Source organism: Pseudomonas sp. Fl4BN1 (assembly GCF_009908285.1).
Lineage (GTDB): Bacteria > Pseudomonadota > Gammaproteobacteria > Pseudomonadales > Pseudomonadaceae > Aquipseudomonas.
The window spans coordinates 1-409 of sequence record NZ_JAAARM010000130.1; the positions used below are offsets into that span (position 1 = coordinate 1).

Here is a 409-nt window from a genome sequence, read left to right on the forward strand (position 1 = left end):
GTGTCGAGCAGTGACTCACCCTTGCTGGTGGAAGACGCATTGATGTTCAGGTTGATCACGTCCGCCGACAGCCGCTTGGCGGCGATCTCGAACGTGGTGCGCGTGCGCGTGGAGTTCTCGAAGAACAGGTTGAACACGCTCTTGCCGCGCAGCAGCGGCACCTTCTTCACCTCGCGGTCGGAATCCGATACGGAGACGAACTGCTGCGCGGTGTCCAGCACGTCCGTGAGGATGTCGCGTGACAGTCCCTCGATCGACAGCAGGTGCTTGAGCTCGCCGTTTTTCGTGAGCTGCGGGTTGGCAAAAGTCTTGGGCATGGAGAAACGAAAGGCGACGAGGTCAGGTCAGGTCAGGTCAGGTCAGATCAAGGCAGGTGCGGTGCGCGCTTGAAGTCAGGCGCCCTTGGGCT

Annotated in this window: 1 pseudogene; it reads right to left on the reverse strand. The window is 60.9% G+C overall.

Annotation, left to right across the window (positions count from 1 at the left end):
* Positions 1-317, reverse strand: a pseudogene (gene pyrB, locus GV818_RS33900) (aspartate carbamoyltransferase catalytic subunit); the annotation flags it as partial.
* Positions 318-409 lie beyond the last annotated feature (92 nt).